This is a genomic window from Thermogutta hypogea (assembly GCF_055386265.1).
On sequence record NZ_AP042425.1, the window covers coordinates 3817132 to 3838939 of the forward strand.

Annotated in this window: 21 protein-coding genes; 7 read left to right on the forward strand and 14 right to left on the reverse strand. The window is 62.5% G+C overall.

What is annotated here, in order from left to right:
• Positions 1-34: 34 nt before the first annotated feature.
• From hypE to ACZ5B4_RS13750, 4 genes are all read right to left on the reverse strand, one after another.
• Positions 35-1123 carry a hydrogenase expression/formation protein HypE gene (gene hypE, locus ACZ5B4_RS13735; protein WP_464911797.1) on the reverse strand — a complete coding sequence of 363 codons (1089 nt, stop codon included), beginning with the start codon at positions 1121-1123 and terminating at the stop codon, positions 35-37.
• A 280-nt stretch (positions 1124-1403) separates the two neighbouring features.
• Complete coding sequence (locus ACZ5B4_RS13740; protein WP_464911798.1) at positions 1404-1928, reverse strand: nitroreductase family protein; 525 nt, start codon at positions 1926-1928, stop codon at positions 1404-1406.
• A 124-nt stretch (positions 1929-2052) separates the two neighbouring features.
• Positions 2053-2340 carry a co-chaperone GroES gene (locus tag ACZ5B4_RS13745; RefSeq protein ID WP_464911799.1) on the reverse strand — a complete coding sequence of 96 codons (288 nt, stop codon included), beginning with the start codon at positions 2338-2340 and terminating at the stop codon, positions 2053-2055.
• 245 nt (positions 2341-2585) lie between these two features.
• Positions 2586-2717, reverse strand: a complete 132-nt coding sequence (locus tag ACZ5B4_RS13750; RefSeq protein ID WP_464911800.1) for a hypothetical protein — start codon at positions 2715-2717, stop codon at positions 2586-2588.
• Between the two features lie 288 nt (positions 2718-3005).
• Here ACZ5B4_RS13750 and ACZ5B4_RS13755 point away from each other — a divergent pair, with 288 nt between their 5' ends.
• From ACZ5B4_RS13755 to ACZ5B4_RS13765, 3 genes are all read left to right on the forward strand, one after another.
• Positions 3006-3788, forward strand: coding sequence for an NRDE family protein (locus ACZ5B4_RS13755; protein ID WP_464911801.1), 783 nt, complete (start codon positions 3006-3008; stop codon positions 3786-3788).
• Between the two features lie 418 nt (positions 3789-4206).
• Positions 4207-4800, forward strand: coding sequence for a peroxiredoxin (locus ACZ5B4_RS13760; RefSeq protein WP_464911802.1), 594 nt, complete (start codon positions 4207-4209; stop codon positions 4798-4800).
• A 254-nt stretch (positions 4801-5054) separates the two neighbouring features.
• Positions 5055-5756 carry an HAD family hydrolase gene (locus ACZ5B4_RS13765; RefSeq protein WP_464911803.1) on the forward strand — a complete coding sequence of 234 codons (702 nt, stop codon included), beginning with the start codon at positions 5055-5057 and terminating at the stop codon, positions 5754-5756.
• Between the two features lie 83 nt (positions 5757-5839).
• Here ACZ5B4_RS13765 and ACZ5B4_RS13770 read toward each other — a convergent pair whose 3' ends face one another.
• The 4 genes from ACZ5B4_RS13770 to ACZ5B4_RS13785 all read right to left on the reverse strand — a co-directional run bounded on the left by ACZ5B4_RS13770 (position 5840) and on the right by ACZ5B4_RS13785 (position 10263).
• Positions 5840-7390 (reverse strand): TrkH family potassium uptake protein, encoded by a 1551-nt coding sequence (locus ACZ5B4_RS13770; protein WP_464911804.1) that lies wholly within the window; start codon positions 7388-7390, stop codon positions 5840-5842.
• Between the two features lie 8 nt (positions 7391-7398).
• Positions 7399-8517, reverse strand: a complete 1119-nt coding sequence (gene aroB / locus ACZ5B4_RS13775) for a 3-dehydroquinate synthase (protein ID WP_464911805.1) — start codon at positions 8515-8517, stop codon at positions 7399-7401.
• A gap of 39 nt (positions 8518-8556) precedes the next feature.
• Positions 8557-8907, reverse strand: a complete 351-nt coding sequence (locus tag ACZ5B4_RS13780; RefSeq protein ID WP_464911806.1) for a hypothetical protein — start codon at positions 8905-8907, stop codon at positions 8557-8559.
• 174 nt (positions 8908-9081) lie between these two features.
• Positions 9082-10263, reverse strand: a complete 1182-nt coding sequence (locus tag ACZ5B4_RS13785; RefSeq protein ID WP_464911807.1) for a KamA family radical SAM protein — start codon at positions 10261-10263, stop codon at positions 9082-9084.
• A 249-nt stretch (positions 10264-10512) separates the two neighbouring features.
• Between ACZ5B4_RS13785 and efp the strand changes: the two genes are divergently transcribed.
• From efp to ribD, 3 genes are read left to right on the forward strand one after another with little or no spacing between them, the layout of a single operon-like run.
• Positions 10513-11082, forward strand: a complete 570-nt coding sequence (gene efp / locus ACZ5B4_RS13790) for an elongation factor P (RefSeq protein WP_464911808.1) — start codon at positions 10513-10515, stop codon at positions 11080-11082.
• Positions 11083-11095: 13 nt separating this feature from the next.
• Positions 11096-12100, forward strand: coding sequence for an EF-P lysine aminoacylase EpmA (epmA, locus tag ACZ5B4_RS13795; protein WP_464911809.1), 1005 nt, complete (start codon positions 11096-11098; stop codon positions 12098-12100).
• Positions 12101-12154: 54 nt separating this feature from the next.
• Entirely contained in the window at positions 12155-13267 is a 1113-nt protein-coding gene (ribD, locus tag ACZ5B4_RS13800; RefSeq protein WP_464911810.1) for a bifunctional diaminohydroxyphosphoribosylaminopyrimidine deaminase/5-amino-6-(5-phosphoribosylamino)uracil reductase RibD, read from the forward strand.
• A 12-nt stretch (positions 13268-13279) separates the two neighbouring features.
• On the opposite strand, the gene ACZ5B4_RS13805 is transcribed toward ribD, so the two are convergent.
• The 6 genes from ACZ5B4_RS13805 to ACZ5B4_RS13830 form a co-directional block, all read right to left on the reverse strand.
• Positions 13280-13726 (reverse strand): response regulator, encoded by a 447-nt coding sequence (locus ACZ5B4_RS13805; protein WP_464911811.1) that lies wholly within the window; start codon positions 13724-13726, stop codon positions 13280-13282.
• Between the two features lie 1482 nt (positions 13727-15208).
• On the reverse strand, positions 15209-15643 hold the full coding sequence (locus ACZ5B4_RS13810; protein WP_464911812.1) for a DsrE family protein: 435 nt from the start codon (positions 15641-15643) through the stop codon (positions 15209-15211).
• A gap of 82 nt (positions 15644-15725) precedes the next feature.
• Positions 15726-16142, reverse strand: coding sequence for a hypothetical protein (locus ACZ5B4_RS13815; protein WP_464911813.1), 417 nt, complete (start codon positions 16140-16142; stop codon positions 15726-15728).
• 580 nt (positions 16143-16722) lie between these two features.
• Positions 16723-16914, reverse strand: coding sequence for a hypothetical protein (locus ACZ5B4_RS13820; RefSeq protein ID WP_464911814.1), 192 nt, complete (start codon positions 16912-16914; stop codon positions 16723-16725).
• 450 nt (positions 16915-17364) lie between these two features.
• Positions 17365-17538, reverse strand: coding sequence for a hypothetical protein (locus tag ACZ5B4_RS13825; protein WP_464911815.1), 174 nt, complete (start codon positions 17536-17538; stop codon positions 17365-17367).
• A gap of 413 nt (positions 17539-17951) precedes the next feature.
• Complete coding sequence (locus ACZ5B4_RS13830) at positions 17952-20696, reverse strand: right-handed parallel beta-helix repeat-containing protein (protein ID WP_464911816.1); 2745 nt, start codon at positions 20694-20696, stop codon at positions 17952-17954.
• Positions 20697-21025: 329 nt separating this feature from the next.
• On the opposite strand from ACZ5B4_RS13830, the gene ACZ5B4_RS13835 reads away from it, so the two are divergent.
• Positions 21026-21736, forward strand: coding sequence for a DUF502 domain-containing protein (locus ACZ5B4_RS13835; protein WP_464911817.1), 711 nt, complete (start codon positions 21026-21028; stop codon positions 21734-21736).
• Positions 21737-21808 lie beyond the last annotated feature (72 nt).

Below are 21808 nucleotides of genomic sequence, written 5' to 3' on the forward strand. Positions count from 1 at the left end.
TCGTCCGGTCGCGGCAAAAAGCGTCCGCATTCCCTCAGCAGATCCGCGGCATTTGCTCCCCGGAGAGGAAGTCCAGCACCCGCGAGCCGCCGAAGGCATTGCGGAGTTCGACGACGCCGGGCGATCCCGCCGTCACTTCACCGATGATGCGCGGGTCGGAGGCCGCCGGATGGGACTTCATCACGGCCAACAGTTCCTCGGCTGCGGCGCGGGCGACGATGGCGATCATCCGTCCTTCGTTGGCGACGTACAACGGATCCAGGCCCAATAGTTCGCAAGCCGCCGCGACGGGGGACTGTACGGGGATTTGGGATTCGTCCACGACGAAACCGGTGCCGGACTCCCGGGCCAACTCGCAGAGGGCGGTGGCCAGGCCGCCGCGCGTCAGGTCGCGGAGACAGTGGATCGCCTGCGGGGCATGCTTAACCATGGCTCGAACCAATCCGTTCAAGGGGCCGCAATCGCTGGGCAAGGCCCCTTCGAATTGCAGATTCTCGCGAACGGAAAGGATGGCGACGCCGTGACGCCCCACGTCGCCGGAGAGCAGGATCTTATCGCCCACCTGGATTCCGGCCGGGCTGACGCCGACGTCCTCCGGGATCAATCCGATCCCCGTCGTGGTGATGAAGACGCCGTCGCCTTTGCCGCGATCGACCACCTTGGTGTCGCCCGTGATGATGCGAACGCCCGCGGCGTCGGCGGCGGACCGCATGGAGGCCACGATCCTTTGCAGCGTGTCGATGGGGAAGGCCTCTTCGATGATGAAGGCGGCCGCGAGCCACAACGGCTTGGCCCCCGCCATGGCCAAATCATTGACCGTGCCGTAAACCGCCAGGGAACCGATATCTCCGCCGGGAAAAAAGAGCGGCTGGACCACGAAGGAGTCGGTGGTAAAGGCCAAACGCGTGCCGTCCCCGGTCCGAATGACAGCGCTGTCGTGCGGCGGATCGCTGAGGGGATCGCGCCCGGTCTCGCCCTGCCGACGGAAACCGGGGAGGAATACGTCCTCGATCAATCGCCACATCAGCCGGCCGCCGCCCCCGTGGGCCATGCGGACGATATCGGACGAGTCCTGCGGGATGGGGCAGGCCGATCGCGACGGATCGAAATCAGGGGAATTCATGATGAGCCTCCAAAACTTGCGGCGGAATCGGCGCCCTATTATACGGCCCGGGCGTGGGCGGTCGAAAGACCTTCGCCGCACGCGGAACGGTCGGCGTCGTCGCCGAAGCGCGGAAATCTGACATGCGGAAATATCAGGAGTGCAGGGACCGGCCATCCGTCGGCCGGCGAATGCCACGGAACGCGAGTCTTGCGAGGAATAGCGATGGAAGGCCCTGCTTTGCCGGGGGCCGAGATCAACGCAGCCGGCTCCCCATTCGCGCCGTTGCAAGGGTGTTGCGTCACCCGCCGTAGCGATTAAACCACGCCCGTTGTTCGAAGGGCAGCTTTTCTCTCTGCCGGCCGGGTTCCGCGGGGACGCCCAAGGGGAGAACGACGCGAACTTGGCGATCGCGCGGCACGCCGAGCATTTCGCCGATGCGTTCCGCCAAGCGATGGTAGCGAAGGACGCCGTCCAGCCAGACTGTGGCGTAGCCCAGCGCGGTGATCGCCAAGAGCATATTCTCCACGGCGGCCGCACAGTCTTCGACGTGGAAAGAGACGTCGCCCATCACCGGACGCGGGTCCGTGACGCAGACGATCATGGCGCGGGCGGTCTCGCAGCAAGGCTTATCGAACAGGGCGGCCAGCCGTTTGAGCAGAGCCGGGTCATCCACGATCACGAAGGTCGTGGTCTGGGCGTTTTTACCGGAGGGCGCCGCGATCCCGGCACGAACGATGCGCTCCAGATGTTCCCTGGGAACCGGCTCTGCGGTAAATCGCCCCCGATAACTGTAACGCTTTTCGATGGCCTCGAAGACGTCCATACGATGCCTCGATTGCCGGCCGGGCGAAGCCCCCGATTCGCAGGGATCGCGGCTAGGCCCCGTTCGGGACGGTCGGCCGTTGCCGGCTCGCCGATCGGTGGTCGCCGCAGAGACCGGAGGGCGCCTAGCCCACAACCGCCAGGATATCGCTCTCCCGCAGCACCAGCACTTCGTCGTCGCCGATGCGGATTTCGCGCGCGGCATAGGGACTGAAAATGACGCGATCGCCCTCGGCCACCTGAGGCCGGGCCCGGCTGCCGTCGGACAATCGGCGTCCATCCCCGACGGCCACGACGCGACCTTGATGGGGCCTCTCCTGCGCGGTGTCGGGAAGCACGATTCCGCCGACCGTCCGGTCTTCGGCCGGCAATCGCCGGATGATCACATGCTCCCCGAGCGGTATCAGTTTCATCGTGTTCCCCTCGTTGCCCACATTGGTTCGGGAAAAGGGCCATTGTGCGCCCTGCCGGTAGCAACCTCAAGCCCTGCATGGAATACTAACAACCTAAATCATATGGAGAAACACCCCCCACGAGATGGGTTCACACGGAGTTGGAAGTTGTTATCTTAGACTTATTGCGTCTTGCTGCGATTGATTCAGTTGCAGTTTCGTCGGGCGAACGAACCTGGCGGCCGTGACGTAGTGTCTATACGTCATCACAATGATGTCACCATGCTGGATGGGGTCGCCAAACGGCAGAAAAGCACGATGCGATCGCGCTGGTATTCCTGCGTGAGACTACCGTAATCGGGTTTTTCCGCCCTCTTTTCCAGCAATTTCTCCGACAAATCGGGAGAGCCTGGGGAGAACTCAAGACGCGAGACGCCGGGGGAAGCTGAACGCCTTCGTTGTCAGATTGACAGCGCGGCGTGGTTCGTGAATTCGCGATCAGGCGGCCGGAACAATTCCTGGAGCGAATGCAATCCGGCCGAGGAGGGTTTGCGCAAGCCGATTTTGAGGGGGAGTATTCCGAACCGAAGGGTTGAGCAAGGCTCGATCCGCGACGGACCGTGATGGAACGTTTCGACGTCGCGAAGGGAGTTTAGGACTGTATCGAGGAGTAGTGCGGGAAAGAGATGTGCATTCTAGCTCTTCAATTTCAAGTGGCGCGGGACGCTCCGGTTCTGTTGGCCTACAACCGCGAGGAAGATGCCGAGCGACCTAGCTCGCCGCCGCGGATTCAGTCCGGGCGACCGAGGGTCGTATGCGGCGTCGATCGCAAGGCCAACGGGACGTGGTTGGGAGTGAACCAGCACGGTCTGTGCGTGGCGGTGTCCAACCGTCCCAAGCGTGCGGTCCCGCCGGAACCGATTTCGCGAGGCTTGCTTTGCCGTAAGTTGCTGGGAGCGGCCAATGCCCGAGACGCCGCCCGGATGGCCGTCGACGAATTGTCCTCCGGCAATTACGCGGGGGCGAATTACGTCTGTGTCGACGCGAGTTACGCTGCGGTGGTTTACGGAGGCGACTCGATTCGTCTGGTGGAGCTTGCTCCCGGTTTGCATTTTTTGACGAACGGCGACGTCGACGACCCGAACGACCCGCGGCAGGCCTTCGCGCGGCGGTTGTTGACGCTGCAAAAGCTCGACTCCGCGGTCGCCTTCTTGGCCGTGGTCAGCCGCACGTTCGCCCGTCGCGCGGATGCGGAAGGGCGCTGGGGCGTGGTCATCGGCAACGGAAAGGTCCGCACGGTTTCCTCCACGTTGCTCTCGCTGACGAAGCGGCCGCACAATTCCATCCTGCAATACGCGGGCGGGGCGCCGGACGTGACGCCGTACGAAGATTATTCCGCCTTGCTGCGGCAGGTATTGGCCAGCGACCGTTCTTCCTCGCGGGCCGCGGCCGCCTTGGCCAAGGGATGATGCCGCCGGTTTTCGCTCCGCAGCTCGCCCATCCGCGTTTTTGATTGTCCAAAGTGTCCGCTGCAAGCCGGCGCCGGGTTTGCAGCGGACTTGTTTTTCTTGCGCGGGTGCTGCTCCGCGAGACGGTCGGAGTAGCGGCGGCTTTCTCTCCGGAGCGCCCGTCCGCGCCGCGGCATTGCGGGCGTTGCTCCCCCTGCTCGCTTCCCACTCCTCGGCGGCGGGCGTGATTGACTCTTGCCGGGCGGGCGCATAACTTTGTGTTACATCCTGCATGCGATGCGTCGAGGATCATCGCCCCGGTGCCCCTGGACCGCTTTGTCCGACCTGCGCGACGATGCCGCAGGGATTCGTCGCCCGGCACCGGTGGGCGGTGACTTTCAAGGTATGAAGTCGCTGTAACTTTCCGGAGGTTGAAGCCATGAGTGTGTTGGTTACCAAAGAAGCCCCGAATTTCAAGGCCAAGGCGGTGATGCCGGACGGTTCCTTCCAGGACCTGTCCCTAAGCGACTACCGCGGCAAGTACGTGCTGTTGTTCTTCTACCCGTTGGATTTCACGTTCGTCTGCCCCACCGAGATCATCGCGTTCTCGGATCGGATCGCCGAGTTCGAGAAGTTGAACGTGCAGGTATTGGGCTGCTCGGTGGACAGCCACTACACGCACTTGGCTTGGCGCAACACGCCGCGAACGAAGGGCGGACTGGGGGACATCCGCTATCCGCTGATCGCCGATTTGGACAAGAAGATCGCGGCCGATTACGACGTCTTGCTGCCCGGCGGTATCGCTTTGCGCGGCCTGTTCTTGATCGACAAGGAGGGGATCGTTCGGCATCAGGTCGTCAACGATCTGCCCCTCGGTCGCAGCGTGGATGAGGCCCTGCGGGTGATTCAGGCTTTGCAATACTTCGAGAAGCACGGCGAAGTCTGCCCGGCCGATTGGCACGAGGGCAGCCCGACCATCAAGCCCGACCCCAAGGCCAGCACCGAGTTCTTCTCTAAGGTTTACAAGGATTGACGGTCTTGCGGCGAACCGACAAGCGTGTCGACGTTCCCACGACGCCTTGCCTGATGTCGGCCCGACTTCGAGTTGCGAACGGCTCCCGATTCCGTCGGGAGCCGTAGTTTTTGGTCCCGTCTTTTTTGCCGGGAACGGTCGGGGTAAAAAAAGAAGGACCGCCCGAGCGACGCCCAAGCCGCGATGGCGTGCTCCCTTGCGTCGCGGCGATCCGGAAACATCGCGGACGAGCAAGACAGAACAACGAGGAGACGATGGCTTCCCGGAACCCCACGGACGAACGGCAGGGCTTCGGTTGCATCTTCGACATGGACGGGGTCCTGATCGATTCGTACCGCGCCCACTTCGAAAGCTGGCGCATGATTGCGGCGGAAGAAGGCCTGAACATCACGGAGCCGCAGTTTGCTAAGACGTTCGGCCGGACCAGTCGCGAAATCATCGCCGCGCTATGGGGAGAAAGGACCTGCGACGAAGCCGAGATTCGGGAACTGGATCGCCGCAAGGAAGCGGCTTTTCGCGAACTGATCCGCGAGGACTTCCCCATCATGCCGGGCGCCGTGGAGTTGCTGGATCAGCTTCATGCCGACGGTTTCCTATTGGCAATCGGCTCATCGGGACCGCCGGAAAACGTGGCCTTGACGCTGGAACGGCTGGGCCGGCGATCGCTGTTCTCGGCGGTGGTGACGGGCATGGACGTGACCCGGGGCAAACCGGATCCGCAAGTGTTTCTCTTGGCGGCGGAACGTTTGGGATTGCCGCCCGAGCGATGCGCGGTCGTCGAGGATGCGCCGGCGGGAATCGAGGCCGCCCACGCGGCGGGCGCCAAAGCGGTGGGGCTGGCAAGCACCGGGCGGACGCATCAGGACTTGGCGGCGGCCGACTTGGTCGTCGACCATTTGCACGAACTGTCGCCCGCCTTGCTGCGCACGCTCATCAGCCCCCGCATCCATCCTTGAATCACGTCCCGCCGCCTTGAATCGCGTCCTTCAGCCGTGCGGCGGCTGCCTTCCCGCGCGCGAATCGGGCTCGCCGGAAAACTCTATCGGCGGCTCCAGAAGCCGGGCAAAAACAGCACCAAGATGGGAAACAGCTCGATCCGTCCCAAGAGCATCAGGAGCGAGAGGATGATCTTGGACAACGGTTGCAGGGCCCCGAAATTCGCGGTCGGCCCGAACATTCCCAACCCCGGCCCCACGCCGTTGATCGTCGCGGCCACGGCGGAGAAGCAATCCAGCAGCTTATCGCCCGCTTGAGCCTGAACCGTCCACATCGAAAGCGGCTCGATCGCCAGCAGCGCCAACCAGGCGGCGACGGAGATCAATCCGATCAGCAAGACGTAAACCAGGACGTCCTTGAGAATCTCGGCATCGGTGATCGGGACGCCGCCCAAGCGGATATGTTTGACCATGCCGGGCCGGAAGGATCGCTGGAGTTCCAGCGAGACGATCTTGCTGAGAAAGATGTAGCGAATGACTTTGACGCTACAGGAAGTGCTGCCCGCGCAGCCCCCGACGTACATCAAGACCAAAAGCAATCCCTTGCAAAAGGGCGGCCAACGGTTGAAATCGGCCGTGGCGAACCCGGTATTGGTCTGGATGGAAACGCACTGGAAGAGGGCCAGGCGCAGGCTCTCCAGGGGGCTTCCATGGTGATGGCGGATCAGGGCCGCCGTCATCAGCAACACCGCAACCGCCGCGATCGAGAGATAGACGCGAAACTCCAGGTCCGAGAAGAGACGGCGAATCTTGCCCTTGGCCGCGAAATAGAGAAGGGCGAAGTTCGTGCAACCCAACAGCATGAAGAGGACGATCGTCAACTCCACGGACGGACTGCGGTAATGGCCCACGCTGGCGTTGCGTGTGCTGAACCCCCCCGTCGCGACCGTACCGAAGGCGTGGCACAAGGCATCGTACAGGGAAAGTCCCTGCAAAAGCAGCAGCAGCGTCAAGAGGGCGTTCAGCGCCAGGAAGACGGCGCCGAACGCCATGGCCGCGCGCCGCGTCTGCTCGTGCGTGGATGTCTGCGACGGGGCCGCGACTTCGACGCGGAGCAAAGCCTTGCTCGCCGAGCCTAATCCCAAGAGGGCCACGAACAGCACGATGATTCCCAAGCCGCCCAGGAAGTGCGTCTGCGATCGCCAGAAGAGCACGGCGGGAGAGATCAAGCGCCGATCCTCCACGTCGCCGAGCACGCTGGCGCCCGTGCCGCTGAACCCCGATGCCGACTCGAAAAACGCGTCGGCAAATCTCATTCGGACGACCTCGCCCTTCGGGGTATAGCCGCGGCCCGCGCCTGAGAGCAGGAAGGGGCACGCCCCCAGGACGCTGGCCGTCAACCAAGAAAGCCCGACCACGGCGATGGCTTCGCGGTGCAGCAACCTTTGCGCCGCCTCTTTGCGGCCAAAATACCAGAGACCGCCCCCCACGACGCCGCAAACGACCATGGAGCCGAGCAGGCCGAAGAAGCCGCGGGCGTCGAAGACGTCGGTCTGACCGCAGACGGGCAAGGACCAGGGCAAGCTGAGCGCCATGCTCCCGCCCACAATCAAGGCGATCATTCCCACGATGCGGCAGATCAACCGTGTGTTCATGGCGATTGTCAGGACGCGGGTTCGCTTGCAGCGGCCGCGCTTAAGGCCGCGACAACCTGCTCGGCGGAGACGGAATCGATCAGTTCGACATGACCGATTTCCGTCGGCAGAACGAATCGCAAGCGCCCATGCCGGACCTTCTTATCATGCATCATGCAGGCGACGACGTCCTGCGGGGCGAGCCGGGGCGGGCAAGTGGGGAGGCCGAGCCGCCGCAACAAATCGGCCTGCCGTACGACAATTTGCGGCGAGAGCAGACCCAGCCGGGCGGCCAGCACCGCCGCGCAGTGCATCCCCGCCGCCACCGCCTCGCCGTGCAACCAAACGCCGTAGCCGGTCAGGGTTTCGAAGGCGTGGGCGAACGTGTGCCCGTAATTCAACACGGCCCGCAAGCCGGACTCCTCACGCTCATCCCGCTCCACGACATCCGCCTTGAGCCGGCAGCAGCGGGCCACGACGCGGCGCAAGACCTCCGCGTCCCGGCGGAGCAAGGCCTCGACGTCGGCTTCCAATTGCGAGAAGAACGCGGCGTCCAAGATCATCCCGTACTTGACGACCTCTCCCAAGCCCGATGCGTACTCCCGCTGCGGCAGCGTCCGCAAGGTGCCCACGTCGGCGATGACCCCCAGCGGTTGGTGGAACGCGCCGACCATGTTCTTGGCTTGGGGCAGATTGATTCCGACCTTGCCGCCCACCGAGCTATCGACCTGGGCCAGCAGGCTGGTGGGAATCTGAAAGCATCGCAGCCCGCGGGCGAAGGTGGCCGCGAGAAATCCGCCCAGGTCGCCGACCACGCCGCCGCCCAAGGCCGCCACCACGGTCCCGCGATCGGCGCCGGCCTCCAGCAACTTCCGCCAACCCGCCGCCGCCGTCTCCACGGACTTGCTAGGCTCTCCGGCGGGCACGACCCAAGTATCTACGCGGATCCCGCGCTGGTTCAAGGAATCGCACACCTGGGAGAGGTACAACGGCGCGACGTTCTCGTCCGTGACCACCCAGGCGTGGGTGGTACGGCCCAAATCGGCGATCACCTTACCGACCTGGGACAGCAAATCGGCCCCCACCAGGATGTCGTAGCTTCGCGGCCCGAGATCGACGCGGACGCAATCGGAAGAGGGTTCGGACATGGGATATCGTCGCAGTGCAGTTGGACGGATGCGGCTCGCTCAGGCTTCCTTCGGCGAACCGTCGGCTGCCGGTCCGGCCTGCTGCTCCACGTCGGTGCTCGGCGCCGGCGCCTCGCCGTCGGCCGGTTTGCCGCTTGACGCCGGCTCTTCCTTGGGTGCGACCGCGATACCCAAAATTCGTTCCACGTCGGCCGCCGTGACCCGGATCTCACGCCGGAATCCGGTCGGCAGCCGCACGTATTCCAGGTCGGCCGCCTGCGATGGTTGCTCGTGCAAGGCACATTCCACCCGGCGGCGAAAATCTTCTTCCAAGCCGAAAGTGCCGTTCGGCCAGAGCGTCGTCTTTTCGACAACCAAGGCGTCTCGATACGGGTCAAACGCTTCGGCCATGATCGCTTCCACATCGAGTCCGAGGATACGAACGAACCGAGCCATTCCATGGTCGCGCGGCCGGGGCGGCAACGTCGCCCGACCGAGCCGCGATCCGCATCCGTGCCACGCCGACCGGTGGATAGGCCGGACAATAGGCCGGACAATCCGCCCATGATAGTCGCGATGGCACCACTAGGCCAGTGGCACTTTATAGGGGCTGTCGGGAGACTCCCTCACATAGCGAGGAACCATATAGCCCGGCAGCAGGGCGCGGAGCTCCTGAATCAGCCGGATCCCCTCCTGGACCGGCACCTCGAAATGGGCCGCGCCCTCCACCCGATCCAGTTGATGCAAATAATAAGGAATCACGCGCAGGTCCGCCAACCGCTCGCACAGCTCCGCCAAGATCTCCGTGCGGTCATTGATGCCCGCCAGAAGAACGCTTTGGGAAAGCACGGGCACCCCGGCATCGACCAGGCGCCCGATGACAGCCGCCACCGCGTCGTCGATCTCCTGGGGATGGTTCACGTGCAAGACCACCATCGGCGTCAATCGCGAGGATTTGAGCGTCACCGCGAATTCATCAGTCACTCGCTGAGGAATCACGATCGGCATCCGCGTATGGATGCGAACTCGCGTCAGATGGGGTATTTGAGATAAACGAAGAATCAGGGAGAATAACCGCGAATCGTCCAAAAGGAGGGGTTCCCCGCCGCTCAAAACGATTTCCTTGTAACTCTTTTGGGACTCGAGGAAGCGGAGCGTCTCCAGCGGCAGGAGCGTGGATGCGACCTCTCCCGAGGGCGCATCCGGTTTGGGGACGGCACCGCACGGCGAGGCCGCGGGCCGCATCAGCTCTTCGTACGGCAAATGCCGACGAAAACAGTAGCGGCAATGGACGGGACAGCCCCCAACCGTTAACATAAGTAGTCGAGTCGAATATTTGGCGAGGACGCGCGGAGCGGGTGAGGCGGACCGTTCGGCCAAGGGATCGCCGGAGAATCCCTCACGGCGCTCCAGTTCTTCCGGTACGGGGAAAAACTGTCGCAAGACCGGGTCGCGAGGGTTCCCCGGCTCCATTCGGGACAAAACCGTCCTCGGTACGAGCAGCGGGAATGATGATCCGGCCTGCCGGGCGGCTTCCGCCCATCGAGCGGGGAGACGAAGGATGCGGCACAATTCCGCCGGGTCCGTAATCGCTTCCGCAACCACCCGCCGCCACGGTTTGGCAGCCTCCGCGTGCGGACGGAATTCGTGCGGCACGCCGTCCACAGGGGGGCTTGCAGGATCGGCAAGCGCGGCTGGAATGACGCCCGCCGAAGGATCGGCTATTGCCTGTTCGTCGAATCGCAGCGGTTTGAGAGGTTGGGTCATCGAGAATATTTGAATATTCGTAAGGTCGGACGGGTTGAGTAGCTTCGGCCGGCTGTTTCGTCTATGCCCAAGCGGGTCGTTCATTATCCTAATCCTAACATAGGCGAACGCCCCGCCGAAGGGAACGCTTGTCCGTCGAGGGAGCCGTTACGCGGGTTCGTGATGGGGGATTTCACCGGCCGATCGTCGCAACGACGGGTCGGGCTGCGGTTTGGGTCTTCGGATATTCCAGAATAGAAGGATGCGTTCGTGGCCACTTATAACACCAGCGAATTCAGGAAGGGTCTCAAGGTTCAGATCGACGGTGAACCCTACCTGATGATCGAGTGCAATTTCGTCAAGCCGGGCAAAGGACAGGCCCTCTACAAGTGCCGCCTCAAGAACCTCGTGCGCAACACCGTGCTCGACCGTACCTACAAGAGCGGGGATTCGATCGAGGCCGCCGACGTCGAGGAAATTCAAACCCAGTTCCTCTACCGCCAAGGCGATCAATTCGTGTTCATGGACAACAACACGTATGAACAATACGAATTGAGCAAGGATCAAGTGGACGACGCCTGGAAATACCTCAAGGAAGGCATGAACTGCGCGATGGTGCTGTTCAACGGCCGGCCGATCTCCGTCACGCCGCCCAACCACGTGGTGCTCCGCGTGGAGTACTGCGAGCCGGGAGCCCGGGGAAATACCGCCACGAACGTGACCAAGCCGTGCACCGTGGAGACCGGCGCGGAAATGAGCGTGCCGGCCTTCGTGGAGATGGGCGACCTGATCAAGGTGGACACGCGCACCGGCGAGTACATCGAGCGGGTCAAAGAATAAACCGAGACGCTCCATGCCGAAGCCCTCCCCGAAGCGCGACGGTTTTCATCCCGCGGCCTCGTGGGAAGTCTTGCGACTGCGAGCCGAGCTTCTTCGCCGCATCCGCGCGTTTTTCGATCAGCGGGGATTCCTCGAGGTCGAAACGCCCTTGCTCTCCGCCGACACGGTCGTCGATCGGCATTTGGACCCCTTTTGCGTGGAGCTTGGCGCTGAGGCATCCCGCTCGGCGGCCGCCGGCCCGCAACCGCGCTGGCTGCAAACCTCGCCCGAATTCGCCATGAAGCGGCTCCTCGCCGCCGGCGGGGAGGCCATCTACCAAATCACCCGCGCGTTCCGCCGGGGAGAGATCGGCCCGCTCCACAATCCCGAATTCACCATCGTCGAATGGTATCGGGTCGGGGATACCATGGCGGCCGGCATCGCACGTCTGGGCGAATTGGCGGTGGAACTCTTGGAGTGTCCGCCGCCCGAGGTCGTAACGTACCGCGACGTATTCCTGGAACGGATTTCGCTGGACCCGCTCACGGCGGACACGGCGGAACTGGAACAGGCGGCGCGACAGCGCCTGCCCGCCGTGCCGGAGTCCTTCGCCCCGGACGATCGCGACGGCTGGCTCGATCTTCTTCTCAGCGAATGCATTCAGCCGGACCTGGGAAGGGGCCGGCCGGTGGTAGTCTGCGATTACCCGGTCAGCCAGGCCGCTTTGGCCATGGTGCGCCCCACCGATCCGCCCGTCGCCGCGCGATTCGAGCTGTTCGCCCAAGGCTTGGAGTTGGCCAACGGCTATCTGGAACTGTTGGATGCCGCGGTCCTTCGCGATCGCATGAAGTCGGCCAATGCGTGGCGGCTGCGCGACGGTAAATCGGCCTTGCCCGAGTCCAACCGGCTTTTGGCCGCGATGGAAGCCGGGCTTCCACGCTGTGTCGGCGTCGCTTTGGGATTCGACCGCGTCGTCATGCTCCGCGCGGGGGAAAACGATATCCGCCGCGTGATGGCCTTTCCATTCCATATCGCGTAAGCCGGCGAAGATACCGGAGGTGAGCATCTTTCTCGAACCAAGGGGGGGCGGACGATGCGACTTTCACAATCGGAACTGGACGCGTGGCACATGGCCCGCGCCCTGGAGATCGCGGCTCAAGGGCGGGGCAAGGTGGAACCCAACCCCATGGTCGGGTGCGTCATCGCGCGGGGAGCCGAGATCATCGGCGAAGGCTATCACCAACGATACGGCGGACCCCATGCCGAAATCGAAGCCCTCCGCGTGGCCGGTCCGCGGGCCCAAGGCGCCGTCATGTACGTCACCTTGGAGCCGTGCTGCCACCAGGGCAAGACGCCGCCTTGCACCGAGGCCGTGATCGGGGCGGGCATCACCCGCGTCGTCGCCGCCATGCAAGACCCCTTCGCCGAAGTGGCGGGAAAGGGCTTGGAACAGTTGCGCCGCGCCGGCATCGAGGTCTCCTGCGGCCTGATGGAGGCGGAGGCCCGCGAACTCAACGCCCCCTATCTCAAGCTCCTGGCCCTCGGCCGGCCCTGGGTGATCGCCAAGTGGGCCATGACGCTCGACGGCAAAATCGCCACGGTCGCCCGCGAGAGCCGTTGGATCTCCGGATCCGCCTCCCGCACCCGTGCCCATCTCCTCCGCGGACGCGTCGATGCCATCCTCGTCGGCATCGGCACGGTCTTGGCCGACGACCCGCTCCTCACCGTCCGGCCGCCCGGTGAGCGCACGCCGCTGCGGATCGTGCTCGACGGCCGCGCGCGCACGCCCTTGGCATCGCAATTGGTGCGGACGGCGCGAGAAACGCCGGTCCTCGTCGCCGTCAACGAATCCGCCGACCCGGATGCTTGCAAGGCCTTGGAGGCGGCGGGCTGCGAAGTCTTGGTCTGTCCCGGGCCCGATTGCTCGGCGCGGCTCGATTTTCTCCTCGCCGAGCTGGGACGACGCCGCATGACCAACGTCCTCATCGAGGGCGGCAGCCGCCTGCTGGGGGCCGTGTTCGATGCCGGCATGGTCGATGAAGTCCACGTCTTCACGGCGCCCAAGCTGCTCGGCGGGGAGGCCGCTCCTTCACCCATCGCAGGCGAAGGCATCCAACGCATCGCCGCCGCCAAGGAGGTCCGCATCATGGCCGTGGAGCGATTGGACTCGGATATCTACATCCAAGGTCGTCTGACGCGGCCGTAGAATCGCGGCGTTTCAGCCGCAGTCTCGCATCCAATACCGGCGATCCCGCACCGCCTGCTCCAAAACGGCCACCAAGACGTTGAGATCGAACGGCTTGGCCAAGAAAAACAGGCCGCCTACCTCGCGGCAACGCCGCACGATGTCGCTTTCATCGATCGCGCTCAGCATGATGACGGGCACGTCGGCCGTCCGGCGGTCCTCCGTCAGCATGCGGCAGATCTGCAACCCGTCGATGTCCGGTAGGCAGATGTCCAGAATGACGGCGTCGAGCGGCTCCTGGCGGGCGAGCCGCAACGCCTCCCTTCCCAAGGCCGCCGGCAAAACTCGATAGCTGAGATTCTCCAGCCGCCAGGCGAGCGATTCTCGAATCGTCTCATCGTCATCCACGAGCAGAATCGTGGGCAACGCGCGCTCGGCGACGACGTCGCTCTCCGGTTGTACCGCAAATTCCGAATCCATGGGTCGTTCCGATTTTGCCCCAAAGAAATCGATGCTCCCGGATCGTAGGCAGCGGTCTACTTGAGAAATCTAACTTGCGGATGTGTCACCGGCAAAAGAATTCCCTCGTACCGAAAATAGATCGCCGGAAACGGCCGCGGCCTGTGACGCCTATACCGCAAATACAGGCCGCCGCAATGAGAGAACCCGCCGCGGCAAGAGAATTTGTATCGGCATGGGAAATGCTTCGCGAGGAACCCCTGCGCAACCCGAGGCGTCTTAGCGGAATACCAGTGCGCTGTCACTGCCAAGTCACTGCCAAGCGTGTGCATAGAACTGATTGAACTCATTCCGCCCCCGCTCCGTCGCCAAGGCCTTGTCGTCGGTCGGACCGGCATGCAGGTTACGGCCCGAAGGGCAATCCCGCTCATCTTCCAATCGCCCGTGATAAGCACAAACGCGCCATCGTGCCGCTGACAGAAAAGGTAGCCGCGAGAGGCGTCTCAGGCTCGCCCGAAAGCGGGCGAAAACGCTCGGCTCGGAACTCCCAAGCTCCGCAGCGGTGGGCGCCGCCTGCAAAGACGTTGAAACGCGAGGAACCAGGATGGCGGCCCCGGTCAGATTCAGCCTTGGTTAGCCCCGAACTGTGGCCGGACTACCTACGATGCGGGGCTCCGCTTCGGGATGGCGGAAGAATCCAACGATGTCACCCGCATAGATTCCTGTTTCTGCCGGGTCCCCGCAATTCTCCAGCATTACGGCAATGTGCGTTTTAGGATCAAGAACGAGCGCCTGTCCTCGTCCAACGCACTCACTCCCGATGTAATGGGCAAGGCGCAGAATCAGACCCGCATCCTTGGCAGCATCCAGGAATTCTCTTGCTTCCATCGGTACAACTTTACTGTGGAAAGGTTGTGTCTCTGGGCACATCGTTCAAATAGAGTAACAAGCCGGCGACAACGGCAATCCCGATCCAGGTAACCGCCAGCCTCCCAAAATCCAGCGATGAATTGCGCAGTGCTTTCCAAATGAAATCGTATTCAATGTAGCTGCGCTTCGTTACCATGGGCGCAGGGTAGGGCCCAGAGCGAGAATAAAAAGGCCAATCTACTTTCTCCGTAGTGACCACATGATGGCAGTAGACAACTGAACCAACGAATACGAAGAGCGCAATGATGATGACCCACTCTTGGCAATCTTATTTCGTCATGCCTTGGGATTCCTCGTTCATCGTCCCTTCCCGGCTCAGAGGAGTTGACTTGGTTCTCAAATGGTCAGTGTATTACCTCTAGACCGCAACTTTGCGGCCTAGCGCGCAGACGGCGAATCGGCGTAAGTCTCATTCTAGCAGTCGGTTGGTGCGCTGTCACGCCCTTTGCTGCGTGATGCTCAGTTTCTGCTCAGCGCTCCGCGGAACGATGTTCCATATCAATTTGACTTCAATTTTACCGGCGGCGCGGAGCGGAGTTTGGTGCAGCCACTCTGTCCCGCTTTTATCGATACTCAATAGTCCAATGTGAGTATTCTCCCCTTCGTGAATGAAAAGAAAGCCTTCTTGTCAGCGATCTGAATCCCGTCGGCAAGATCCGCCTTGGTCTTTCCCGCGGCCTTCAGACAGCCGGGACAGGCCATCAGTATTACCCGCTTCTCCAAGAGCGTCTTGATCTGAGCCTTGGAGGAGGCGAAATGTGAGAAGCTAACGTCAGGGGCGTCCTTCAGAACAGCGTTGACCGCCTTGATATCGAAATAGACCAGCACGTCATGATCTTCCGCCATCAGGGCGGCCATGCTGAGAGCCATGAGCAGACGATGCGGATCATCCGTCCCGTGAGTGATGTGGATGAAGACTCCGTCTCTAGCTTCCTCTTCGGCGGTTGCGTGGGGAATCGCAACTGCAAGGAGAGCGATACTTGCGAGGGGTAGCAATAGCGATTTCATGCTTGTCCTTTCGTAACAGTGTCACTTCGCCGAACGACCAATCGCAGCCGTGCCGCCTTGCGGCGTCGGCTGCCGCGCCTTGTTACACCGCCCCATCACCTCGGCCGATTCTGTCCCAGGCTTCGCGAAACTCTTCGCTGTCGTAAGCACTCGGTTGGAGCCAAAACGAAATCCGCCCGTCTTTCTCCCTACGATGCGCGAGCCTCTTCACTTCGTCGGGCCTAAGAACGTATGCCGTTGGTTCTGTAATCACGTTGTTGATGATTATCCACAAGTCACCCATCAAGGTATCCAGTGAGGTGCCGAGAGGCACCGGCGTCCGCTTGCTAAGGGATTTCACTTGAATGCCGACATAACGACGTCCATCGCGACTATATGCGACAACATCGATGCCGCGAGCATTCCGCGCGGTCGGCATCACATTCCACCCAAGAAGAGAGAGTATGTAACAAGTGTAGTAGAGCCCTGCGTTGCCGACTGTGTGAATATTCAGTTTCACTCTTCCCTCCTTACGGCAAAACGCACCAGCACAGCGGTGGGAACCGCCGGACCCATGAATCTGGAAAAGCCGACCCGCGCTCGCTGTCTGTTACAGCGACAGGTTCGCCGTCCTCACACCTCGAACTCGCTACGCGGTAACCCGAATTGACGGATGATCGAACGCGGCGTCCTGTGCGCAATTCCTTGTGGTCGGCAACTCGCACTGTGCCGGTCTCCTCAGCGGAAACGCCCTGAATGACAGCGTGGCTGCCGCGCTCCCGGACGCGCGTGAACCCCTGCCGCCCCAGATTGCGCACACTTCCTGGCCCGAAAAGCGCCGAAGCTTACCCACCGGCCACCTCGACCTGCGTGACAAACACCTCCTCGCCCAGACGTTCTTGGATTTCCGCCGGCGAAGCGCATTCAAAAGACGGCTCACACGCCTCGCGGAGGTTGTCCCGGGCCGCCTCGATGGTATCTCCCTGACTGCCGATATCGAGTTTGGGGCAAGGGCCACAAAGCCAACACCCTCCCGGTAAATAACGGCCGTCAATCGCTTGCCCATAGGTGCCCATAATAACAGGCGCTTGACTTGGAAATCAAGTCGGCATGTTCATTGACAGCCTTTGGTCGCGATTCCAATCAGGAACACGACGGCACAGGATCGTCGCGCCGCCCGCCAACGACTGGTGATACCGGTAGCTCTCCGCATTGTGTACCGTCAAAGGATCTTGCCCCTGCAGTGCCGCGCCGAAAATGAGGATCTGGATCAGAATAATAGGCCATTCCATTTGCCGCTATGCCTCCGTCGCTTGGGGCGTCGCAGGAGACACAACGCCGCAGAGCTACGTGTTCGATAGTCCCTGCGTATTACCTGCAGGCCCCACCTTTGCGGCCTAGCGTGCAGACGGCAAATCGGCGTAAGTCTCATTCCAGCAGTCGGTTGGTGCGTTGTCACGCCCTTTGCTGCGTGATACTCAGTTTCTTCTAAGCGCACCTCAGGTCGACGGCTGGCAAAACCCGCAGGACTACGACGCGCCCAACCCCAGCGTGGGCATTTGTATCGGCATGGGAAATGATTCGCGAGGAACCCCTGCGCAACCCGAGGCGTCTTAGAAAAAGCCACCGCGCGTGGGAACCAAGGGAAAGATATCCCTGTATTTTGTTTATCCACCAAACCGGTATTTTGTTTATCGACTAAACCGGTATTGCGTTTATCAACCAAGCCGGTACTGTGTTTATCAACCAAATGCGGCCCGGACGCGCAAGCCAAGGTCGGGCACTTCCAGCCGGCCATAGGGCAGATCCACGTATTGCCCAAGGGTCTCGCCCTGTCGGCGGAGCTGCCGGGCGTACTCGGCCCAATCGGGGTAAGGCAGCTCGCGGTCGGCACCGACTCGCCTTGCAGCACCCAAGCATACCATCCCGAAGCGATGGTTCTAACAGCCTGTTGAAAAAGTGTTTGCTAGCACAACTGGTAGCGGTTGCAATCGGCTTCCACCCACGACGGCTTGTGCAAGCGTTTTTGCTTTTCAACAGGCTGCTAACCTAAGTCAACATGAGCCTTGCCAAGCGCATGCAGCGCGTTCCTAACAGACCTCCTCGCCGCGAAATGTGCAGCGCGGTCGCGACCAAGCCGGTCCGCGCCGGATCGGCTTTCGGGTCATATTGGGGTATTAATACTAGATGCACGTCGGACGACCCGCATGCGATTCCGGTCGTGTAGTCACGCCAACCGCGCGGGAACGGTGCGCGGACGGCAACCGGTTCCACCGCATCCGGCGGTGCCGGCCCGCAACTTGCTGTTGTAACTCGCTATTGTCGCACACTAGGGCCGATTCTGTAGGACGCAGCGATCGAGGTAGAAGACGGTGGGCGTTTCGGCCATGCTGCACCACCCGATCCAAGTCAAATCCTTGAACTGTCCGTGGCCCAACGGGAGGTCGTCGAACTCCAGCGTCCGGCCGCCCGCCGGCCTGACGCGAAGCCGCCAATTCCCGCTCACCGACGCACCCACCCCGCACTCGATCTCGAACGTCACCCAGGTCTCGCGCGGCAACTCGGCCAATTGTTTGCCGGCGACGCTTAGTTGCCCGTCACGAACCCACAGCGACGGTCCCACCTGATAGGGCCCCGAATCCCAGGTCCGCCACTCGTGAAAGAGCACGGCTCCTTTCCCCAGCCAGGCATCGAAGCGGAGCGTGGTGGTGCCGGCCGTGTGATTGGGGCGAATGACCCAATGGGGATTGAAGGCGTGGGCCAACCCCTCCGCATCCTGGAATGACAGCGCCTTGTTACCGTGGGAGGCCTGATCCGTGGTCACCGTCAAGGCGTCGCCGCGTCCTTCCGTGTTGACCTGCCCCTCTTGCGGCGGCCTGCCCGGCGCCATGAATTCGAACGACTCATCCAAGGCCAAGGGCGGGGGAGGCGGCGGCTCCGGCGCCCATTCCACCTCCGGATACTCATAACTCGCCGGAAGATTCCGCCATTCCGCGTCGCCCTCCAGGCCCGCCTGCGAATAGTCGAACGGCTCGAAACCGATCTTCAAGGCGGGCGAGTCCGGTCGCAGTCGAAAGTCGCCGTTCTCCGCGTCCATGAAGCCGGGATCGGCGATGATGGAGCCTTGATCCCAGCCCCGGGCCTGCCGTTGCTCCAGGGTCATCCCCTGAAAGTCGATGGCCTCGCCGCCCTTCCAATACAGATTGGACGCGAAGCGCACCAGATCGTCGTTGATCTTCCCGGCCGCGGCGAGCGGCCCGTCCTTCCACAATACGATATTCCGCTCGAAAAAGAACGACACATGCTCCTCGACACGGGAGCGCTGGACTTGCCCGTCCATGCTGAAGGCGAGGATGTTGTTCTCGACGCGGTTTTCCCGGCCGTAGTGCTGGTGATAATTGCCGGTCTTCGTACGATAGACGAGATTGTTTTTTAGAACGATATCGGAGCTGCCTTCGTCATTATACAACCCCCATCCGCCGCGGCCGTAGCGATCGTAAGAATAGACGTCGTGGATGACGTTGTGGCTGACGCTGGTCCCCGGCGACACGCCCAGCGTATAGACGCCGCCCATATCACTGAGCACGCCCCAGCCGAGATGGTGAATATGATTGTATTCGATACGATTATGGTGGGCGAGCGACGGCCCGTATCCCCACACCCAGCCTACCGAAATACCCGTGTAATAGAAATCGCTAATATCGTTATGCACCACCTCGTTATAACCGCTGTGCCCGATCCAGACGCCGATGGCGCCGTGATGGATGCGGCCGCCGGAATGGATGATGTTGTTGCGGCAGATGATCCGCTCGGTGCGTCCTTCGGGGCGTTCCAGTTCGGCTTGCCATCCTTCGCCGATTTTGACGCCGCCCCCGCCCAGGTCCTCCAGCAGACACTGCTCCAGGCGGCAATCGCGGCACCCGCGGCGGAACCACACGCCCGATATCCCCACATGCCGAATCTCGCAGCGTTCCAAGGCAAGATGCCGGGCGCCGTCCAGCATGACGACGGCGGGAATCGTCACTTCCGCCTGCCCGTCGGCATGACCCTTCTCGGGGAGTATATATTGCCCATACTCGAAGGATAGTCCGCGCAAGGTCACATGTTCGACCCATTGCCCCTCGTCGGGCTTGCCCGCCGCGATTACGAACTCCGAAACCGCCGGAGCCGTGACCTCGGCGGAGGTCATGTCCTCGCCCGGCCGCGGATAGTAATAGAGCGTCCCGCGACGATCGAGAAACCACTCGCCCGGCTCATCCAGCGCGGCGCGAAAGTTCTCCACATGATAGCGGCAGTTGGGGCCCCAATACGCGAATCCCCAGGGAACCGGCGCCGTCACGGCGATGAGGCTTTGGGAACGGTCCGCCAAGGCGACGCGCGAGCGAGAGGTTTCCCACGAATGATAGGTCACGAGCGTCACGTCGCTCCTTTCCCGGCCGGAGAGATCGCACAGCGGGGCCATATCTTCCGGGCGGGCTTGGAAGGCACGATTGACCGATTCCACAACCTGTCCCGACGAGGGATCGAGATAATAGTCCATCTTTCTTTGAACATAGTAATAGAACTTATTCGGACTGCGGGCGCGGACGGCACGTTTGCCGTTGACCCACAGTTGCTCAAAATACCACGTTCCGTCGGCGACCTCGGGAAGGTCGACGGTCCATAGACCGTCCGCCTGCCGGGTCCAGCCGGTGATCCGTCGTCCGCCGGAAAAGCGGGGTTTCTCCGGGCCGGCGGCCTCGTAGGTCACGGGGGCGTCGGCCGAGCCTCCGTCCTGCGGCTCCAAGACGAGCGGTTCGCCCAGCGCGTATTCGCCGGGAGCGATCCGAATGCGAAACGGGCCGGTTTGCCCGGCGGCCTTCAGCCGGCGGACGGCGTCCCGCGCCCCGGTCAGGCTCGCCAAGGGACCGTCCGTCCCTTCCGCGTTCGGGGTCTCCGGTCGGCCGGACCAACGATCGTCCCCGCGGGGATGGACGTGCAGCACCGTCTCGCTCGTCCAAGCGGAAGTCGCATTCCACGCGAGCGCGAGCGCGGCCGCGGCAATGAGGGTGATGGCTTTCCAACGGTGCGGCATGGCGGGACTCCTGGGGGTTGACGGTCTTGGAGAATCGTTCCCGTCCGCTCGGTTTTCCACCGCCGGCGGAATAGGGCTGACGACGTCTTGCGTGCCAACGGCGGCCGCCGGGGCTGCCGAATCCATCCGAACTTGCGTTTGGCAGCCCGGGCCGACGGCGGTATTATAACTTGCATTCCAAGGGTTTCACCTAGGCGGTCGGCCGAACGATCGCCGATGCCAGGCCGCGGGATTCCCGAACCGAAACCGTAGCAGCTCGGCCGAGGAAACTTTTCCACGCAAACCGGCCCCGGACCGCCGAGGGCCGGACTTCTCAAAAGGAGCACGCCGTGCAAGCGATCTTACGCTGGCTGTGGCAACGCGGGATCATCGGCAACTTCCTTTCCGGGTTGGTCGTGATTCTGCCCCTGGTGATCACCGTGGCGGTCATCAATTGGGTGGCATCCTTTCTGCTGCGATTCCTGGCGGCGGACGCCCCGCTGGGCAAGGTGTTGCGGACGATCGGCCTGCAATTCGTCACGCACGAGGCCTCCGCCGCGGCCGCCGGACTGATCGTCGTGGCGGTCGGCATTTGGGCGATCGGACTCTTTTCCCGATCCCGCTTCCAATTGGCCGCAGCGCGATGGGTGGAAACCGTGACGGGTCGCATCCCGCTGGTGGGCAGCGTTTATTCGACGGCCGCCCAAATGGTCCGGATGCTCCAGCCCGATCAAAAGACCGAGATGTCCGCCATGAGCGTGGTCTTCTGCACCTTCGGCGAGACGCAATCGTGCGGGCTGCTGGCGCTGTTGGCATCGCCCGATCGCCTCCGCATCGGCGACCGCGAGTACTGCGTCGTGTACATTCCCACCTCGCCGCTGCCGATGTCCGGGGGCGTCCTCTTGGTTCCCGCCGAGCAAGTGCGGGAAATCTCCATGAGCGTGGAGCGGCTGATGCAAATCTATCTGTCGATGGGCGTCATGACGTCGGCCGCGGTTCCGCCCGAACTCCTGGTGCAAACGCCTCCGACGGGCGATAGACTGAAGGGACCGTCAGAGTAGCACGGTAACGTTCGCGGTCCGTGCGTGCCGCGGCGCGGAAGTTTCGCGCGGTCGCGCAAAGCGTGCCGGCCC